The sequence below is a fragment of the Agathobaculum sp. LCP25S3_E8 genome (assembly GCF_052117165.1).
Lineage (GTDB): Bacteria > Bacillota > Clostridia > Oscillospirales > Butyricicoccaceae > Agathobaculum.
In genome coordinates this window covers 38,049-44,861 of record NZ_JBQKJR010000024.1, presented here as the reverse complement: position 1 = coordinate 44,861, position 6,813 = coordinate 38,049, and the positions used below count along the sequence as shown (strand labels likewise).

Genomic DNA, 6,813 nt, shown 5'->3' with positions numbered 1-6,813 from the left:
AGTCAGCCGTACCAGCCGTCAGGGTCTGGTTATCCGTCAGCTTCAGCGTACCGTCAGTGGCACCGGTCTTGCTCAGAGTGATGCTGTTCAGCGGGGTACTGGTGTAGATGGTGTCGCCCGAATAGCTGACCTCACCCACGTTGGGATCAGCCTTGGAGATGTTCACGGTGACCGTGGGCTGGGTCAGGGTATAGTTGCCCGCCTTAGTGCCGGTCAGGGTGATGGTGCCGAAGTCAACGGACTTGTTTTCGCCCGCGTTGGCGTCGTCCATGGTGCCGGCGGTGGGCATATCCGCGCTGACATCGTCACTGCCGATGATGCCGGACAAGGTGCCGCCGGTCAGAGTGACATTCTTTGTGCCGTCATAGGTTCGATCTGTGGCCGTCAGGCCGGTGACGGTCAGTTCCTTCTTGGCAATGGTGAAATCGGCGGGAACCACGGTTTCCTGATAGTTGGTGGTGGCGGCGATGGTGGCCTCCACGGTGTAGCTGCCCGCGTCAGTGGGCTTCTCGGTCAAATATCCGCCGTCCTTGACCTTGTAGCGGTAGGTGACGGCCCCATTTTCCGCATTGCCGGTCACCACAGGCTCGTTGGGTGTATCGCCGTAGGTCCAGCCCTCCATGGTGACGGTGGCGGACTGGGGCGCCGCGGTGATGGTGTAAGCACCGGGGCCGTTTTCAAATGTAAAATCATAGTTTGCGGATTTGCCTTCACCGGTGATGTCATAGGTGCCCACAGGGCTGGAAGAAGTGGCGGAGGTAGCCAGGGCATACACATCGGTGTCGCCGTCCACGATGCCGTTGTCCGTAGCCGTCAGCTCCACGATAGCCGCGCCGTAGGCGCTGCTCTTGGGCTGGATGGTCACAGTGACTTCCTTGGGGCTGATGCTGGCGGTGGTTGTGGACTGCTGCCCTTCCGCCGCCAGAGTGTAGTTGTCCTTGCTGGCGCCGCCCAGAGTCAAATTAGTGATGTTGACCGTCTTGTCAGTGTCGACATTCTCATCCTCAAAGGTGCCGGTAGCGGTGACAGACAGGGTATCACTTTCCAGTTTTCCGGTGAACACGGCATTGGTGTAGACCAGCGTAGCTGTAGCTTTGCCGTCATAGTCCTTGTCGCTGGCGGCGATGCCGGACACGGTGACCGGTTTGCGGCTGATGGTGAAGTCCCTCGTGGCGGAGGCTTCGGCATAGTTCGTACCAGCCGCCTTGGTAACCTTAACGGTGTAGTCGCCCGCGTTGGTGGGGGCTGTCTCGGTATAGGTGCTGTCGTTCGCATCCTTGACCTTATACTTCACGGTGACGGTTCCGTCGTCGGTGACGGAATATCCACTTTCTTCCAGGGCCGCAGGCTGTCCGTTGTACTCCTTACCGGGGTCGCCGGTAATGGTCACACCGCCGGCGGCCTTGTTCACCGTGACGGTAGCGGTATTACTCTTGACAGTGCTTCCTCCGTAGGTCACCGCACAATAGTATTGATATGTACCCGCGTTGGGCTTGGTCAGGGTCAGCGTGTTCGAGGTTTCTCCCGTCAGCGCAGCGCTATCCTTGTACCACTGGTAGGTAATTCCATCCGTTCCGCCGCTGGAATTCTGGGCGGAAACACTGAGTTGGACATCGCCGCCGTAGGTGACGGTCTTGCTCTGAGGCTGGGCGGTGATCGTCACAGCAAGCTTGTAAGTAGCCTTCACGGACAAGGCACTGTAAGGCATGGTGAAGGCGTTGTTGGAAATACTTACAGAAGGGGTCGTCGTCCATGAATCGAATACATAGCTGGTTTTGTTGTCGGGCACCAGGGAGAAGGATGTGCCCGCCTTTCCATAACGGGTTCCATTGTAGGTGGTAATCGTGCCTGTCGCGGTGCAGTCTGTGAGGGTCAGGGGACAATATACACTGCCCGTGACGCGCTCCGCACCCGACAGTGTTCCGTTCACATAGAGATTGTAGCTGCCGGTGTTCAGCGACGCGCCTTCCGGAACAGTCAGGCTCTCATCACTTGCAATGCAATAATCGGATGGCAGCGTCTGACTGCCATAGACCGTGCCGTTCTTACCGAGGAAGTAGAACCCGGCGGTTTTCGTTGGGGGGATATATGTGCCCTCGTTGTTGACATAGGTCCATGCGGTGCCATCCAGCGTAAAATTGATACCAGATGACGTAGCATCGCCGCCGTGGCCGATGTCAGCAGCAGGGGTGGTCATAGCGCTTTGATCGCCTCTGGTGGCAGTGACTGTTCCGCCGGAGATGGTAATACTACCGCCGCCGCCGACATAATTGCCGCCGCCGATGCCGGCAGCCCACTTGCCGCCGGTGGCGTTAACCGTACCGCCCTTAATTGAAACCGTTCCCAGATAAGTCGTAGCCGTTTGGCCGGCGCCGGTACCGATGCCGGCACCCATCTCGCCGCCTTTGGCTTCGACTGTGCCACCGCTGATCTCAATCTTACCGGCTTTGGTGTAGTTGCCGCTGCCGATGCCGGCAGCCTGAAGACCGCCCTCGGCCGTGACATTGCCGCCGGAGATCTTAATCATTCCCTTTGCGGTGCCGCCCGGGGCGTTGCCGATACCGGGAGCATAATCGGTGCCATAGGCCTTAACCGTACCGCCGGAGATAGTAATGTAGCCCTGTGAAGATTTTTTGCTGTAATACGCGCCTCCGCCGCCAATTGCTGCACCACAGTCCGTGTTACGAACATAATTGGTTCTCGCAGTAACAGTACCGCCGCTAATGCTGACATTGACGTAATTATTAACAGTAACAGCCTCGCTGCCGCTGCCGATTCCCGCTCCTGTATCTGCCTCTGCAAAAATTTCGCCGTTTTTAATCGTGACACTGCTGGCTTTAGATGAATTGGCACCATATCCTGTGCCAATTCCGGCGCCACTGGCACCGTGGGCCTCGATTTTGCCGCCGGTAATAGTGACATTGACCGGTTGGCCCGCGCTCTTACCGCCGCCGATGGCTGCGCCTTGCGAAGCCTCGGCGTAGATCTCACCGCCGTTGATTTCTATTGGGGACGGTTCGTACGCTCCCCCATAACCGCTGCCGATGGCTGCGCCTTCCGAAGCCTTGGCCTTGATCTTGCCGCCGCTGATGATAACATTGCAGGGACTCGAACGACCACCGCCGATGGCTGCGCCTTCGTTGTCAGAGGTGGCGTTGATCGTACCGCCGTTGATGGTAACCTTGCCGGTACACCAACGACCACCGCCGATGGCTGCGCCGCCGCTGGTAGCAGTGGCGTTGATCGTACCGCCGTTGATGGTAACGTCGGCAATGCCATAATAATCATCAGCGTAGTCGCCGCCGCCGATGGCTGCGCTACAGCTGTTAGCAGTAGCGGTGACCGTACCGCCATGGATGGTAACGGTTGCCGTGCCATATTCACCGGAAATTTTTCTGCCGCTGCCGCCGATGGCTGCGCCATAGCCGTTAGAAGTAGCGTTGATCGTACCGCCATGGATGGTAATGCTGCCGGCTTCGCTCACGCTCTTTTCGAGGCGCTGGCCGCCAATAGCGGCATCATAATACGACGACGATGATTTCGACGACGAATTCTCGACATTCAGTTCGCCGGTGCCAGCAGACTGACCGTAGATGGTCAGCGTGCCGACATCCTTCATCACCTGGATGTTGCCCTTGATGGTGAGATTGCAGCCGTCGGCCAGGATCAGGTGGACATTGCCCTTGACTGTAATGCAGGCAAAGGTGTCATCGGAGTCCGTTTTGCCGATGGTCACATTGCTGTTTACCACATACCAGGTGTCCTGTCCGTCCTGACCCCAGGTAATGGCCGTGTCGCTTTCACTGCCCGTCACCTCGGTGGCGCTGGAACAGTTTGCTTGTTTCAGTTGTTTTGCGCTGCTGTCCCAGTAATAATAGGTTACATTCGTCGCCGCCAGCGCCGTGGCCGGCAGCAGCGTTAGGCACAGGGCCAGCGCTGTGATGATACTGAACAATCGTTTTTTCATAGAGGTTCCTCCTGCTTTGAAAATACAACCGCATTTATTTTACGGCTTTGCGCCGTCTGTTTCAATAGCCCCTGCGCGAAACGACATTAAAACGGCGTAAAACGACAAAAGCCGCCGCGCACGCCATCCATTGAGACGACCAGCCATGCGCGGCGGTTCGATATGGGGTTGTCACGCTTCGCCATCCCGCTCCGGCGTCTTGCCAAAGTAGCGCATCAGCGCCTTGTCGGCGTCGGGGCTGATTTTGGCGTATTCGATCTCCGTGAGATTGAACAGGATGCACCCGCAGTGGCCCTTGAAGGTGGGGAAACAGGTCACTTTCAAATAGGCGTTGATCTCCGGGCTGTAGTCCATGACCTCCAGCGTTTCGCCGTACAGGGTGGCTCGCTCATACAGACGCAACCATTTGGTATTCATGTTAGAAAACAGGCTGCCGAAGGAACTGCCGATCATCTTCTCCAGGGGCAGCTTTTCCAGCGTCGCCAGGGCGGGATTTCCGTAGCGGAAGATCCAGTCCACGGCGCGGCGCTCCTCGTCGAACACCATCTCAATGTCCGTGAAGGCGAAGGGCATAACGTCAAAGCTGCGGTAATGCGCCCGGTATTCCTCCTCCGTGGCGGGAATACCGTCCCGGGTGAAGCCGCTGATCAGGCGCTTCTGCGCCTCCTGAAACTGGGCGATGATCTGTTTTTTCTTACGGAGAGTGTAAATCAGGGATTCGCCGTTGTTGAGATTGATGTGGTCGGTGATGTCGTGGATGGCCATAGCGGACACCAGACAGCCCCTGTGGACCTTGATAAATCCGTCGCCCAGAGCTTCCTCCAGCTCGCTGATCTTCATCCGCGTCTCATATACCTTGCCGCCGGAAACGTGGATCTCGGCGGTTCTTTCGATCATCAGGACATAGAGAATGGTGTTGGCGTTCAGCACCAGCTTTGTCCCGTTGGATAAAATCGTGATGTATGCTGCTTTCTGCAATTCAAGGACCTCTTTTTCTCTGACTGGTACAGGAATTATCGCATATTTCCTTTTGAATTTCAACCGTGTCCGGCGCACGGATATGGCTGCAGGCAAACCGTGTAAAATTACATTGTCTCCCGGCGCTTCTGCCAGACCAGATCGTAGCCCAGCACATCGGCCAGCTCAACGGCTTCGGTGTACCGCAGGGAGCCGCGCCGCAGCTTGCCGGACAGGTTTGGGACGCTGCTGCTCCAGCCGTGTTCATCGGCCAGCAGCTCCACCACCTCCGTCATGGTCATGCCCTCCCGGGTGATGTAGGATTTCACTTCGTTGCGGCAGTTTTTCGCCTTGTTTCTGCTCATATTTACAATTCCTTTCCCTTTTTGGATTCGCTCTGTGGTATAATGGATGTGCTGGATGGCAGCACCCATTTGCCGCAGAGCGTTGATTTATAGAGGACGGCATCCGCTGGAATTGCCGCCCGTGTACCCCTGTTCACAAGGGACACCTATTGATTTTGCTGTTCCGTTTGACTGTTTGCGGTTCGGTGACAGCTCACACGGAACGGTGTACTGTGTTCGCTGTCCGGTGCATCGCAGAACGACATGGACAGCGGTACAAAAGCAGCGGGTTCTTCGCTGTTCTCACATGGTTTGGAAATAGCCGTGTTTTTTTGCCGCTTTTCCCGAATGTCGTTCCTGCCCGGAGGATCGCTCCCGGCGTTCCCGTCCCCGTTGGTATGCTCGCGCTTTTGCGGTCATGGCAAATACTTCGCCGGGGGCCATATCCCATTCGGACGGTCATTCGATTTTCAAGGTACAGGTGTTGTTACAAGAACAGTTTAGCGAAAAAATGTACTCTTTCCCGTATATCCAAGAGGTCGGAAAAGAACGCAAAACAGGGTGGATTTCCACGCTTAGAGACAGAAAGAAGGAGGGGCACGCCATGCAGATGAAACTTACCATACAGGAACGGTTGAAGGATTTGCGAGTAGAACGGGGCCTGACGCTGGAACAGCTTGCGGAGCAGACCGGGCTTTCCAAGTCCGCCCTCGGCAAATATGAGGCAGACGATTTCAAAGACATCAGCCCGTTCAGCATCGTCACGCTGGCGAAGTTCTATGGTGTGTCCACGGACTATCTGCTGGGTATGACAGAAACAAAAAATCACCCGGACACAGAGCTGGACGCTCTGCATCTGAGTGACGATGCCATAGAAGTATTAAAGGTGGGACAGTTCAATCACCGGCTGCTGTCGGAAATGCTTTGCCACAAAGATTTTCAGCGTATGATGTTGGATGCGGAGATCTATGTGGATCGGATCGCAGATATGCGGATCAACGATATGAACGCCATGCTGGAAGCGGTTCGGAAGATGGCCTTGATGAAGCAGAAAGGACAGGACGATCTTTCCACCCGGACATTGGAGCTGGCCCAGGTGCGGGAGGATGACTATTTCGGTCATGTGCTTGCCGATGATCTGAAAGCGATCCTCCGTGATATTCGGGAGGAACACAGCAACGATACCACAACGGCAGACACACCCTCCATCGCAGAGGAAGTTCAGAGCCAGTTGCAGGATGCCATGAACTTTGAGGGCAGCGACGCAGAGAAACAGGCAAGAATATTCCTTACGACATTCGGTATTGATTACGATGCCATTACCAAGGAGCAATTTATCAATCTCATCGAAGTATTAAAGTTGTCCAAACACATGAAATGCCCTTCCAACCAGCGTGGCAAGGCGAGGCCATACCAGCCGCATGGAAAAGGAAAACGGAAACGCAAATAGGCAAAAACACGCCATACCCAGCCTTTGAAGCTGAATATGGCGTGTTTTTTCGTTGACCAATCCTGTCTGACAGATGCTCATTTCGTGTTATTTGG

General features: G+C 55.7%; 4 protein-coding genes. 1 reads left to right on the top strand and 3 read right to left on the bottom strand.

Features of this window, described 5'->3' with window-relative positions; genetic code table 11:
* The 3 genes from ACTQ34_RS09670 to ACTQ34_RS09660 all read right to left on the bottom strand — a co-directional run.
* The coding region (locus ACTQ34_RS09670; protein ID WP_441363629.1) for a beta strand repeat-containing protein at positions 1–3,967 on the bottom strand (3,967 nt) is incomplete at its 3' end.
* Positions 3,968–4,138: 171 nt separating this feature from the next.
* Positions 4,139–4,945 (bottom strand): LytTR family transcriptional regulator DNA-binding domain-containing protein, encoded by an 807-nt coding sequence (locus ACTQ34_RS09665; protein WP_441363628.1) that lies wholly within the window; start codon positions 4,943–4,945, stop codon positions 4,139–4,141.
* Positions 4,946–5,052: 107 nt separating this feature from the next.
* The gene (locus tag ACTQ34_RS09660; RefSeq protein WP_441363627.1) at positions 5,053–5,289 is read right to left on the bottom strand and encodes an LLM class flavin-dependent oxidoreductase; all 237 of its coding nucleotides are present in this window, start codon (positions 5,287–5,289) and stop codon (positions 5,053–5,055) included.
* Between the two features lie 583 nt (positions 5,290–5,872).
* Here ACTQ34_RS09660 and ACTQ34_RS09655 point away from each other — a divergent pair.
* Positions 5,873–6,718, top strand: coding sequence for a helix-turn-helix domain-containing protein (locus tag ACTQ34_RS09655; protein ID WP_441363626.1), 846 nt, complete (start codon positions 5,873–5,875; stop codon positions 6,716–6,718).
* Positions 6,719–6,813 lie beyond the last annotated feature (95 nt).

Bases quoted from the DNA above. Each gene is read 5' to 3' on its own strand.
- ACTQ34_RS09660 (WP_441363627.1), bottom strand. From the start codon at position 5,289: ATGAGCAGAAACAAGGCGAAAAACTGCCGCAACGAAGTGAAATCCTAC.
- ACTQ34_RS09655 (WP_441363626.1), top strand. From the start codon at position 5,873: ATGCAGATGAAACTTACCATACAGGAACGGTTGAAGGATTTGCGAGTA.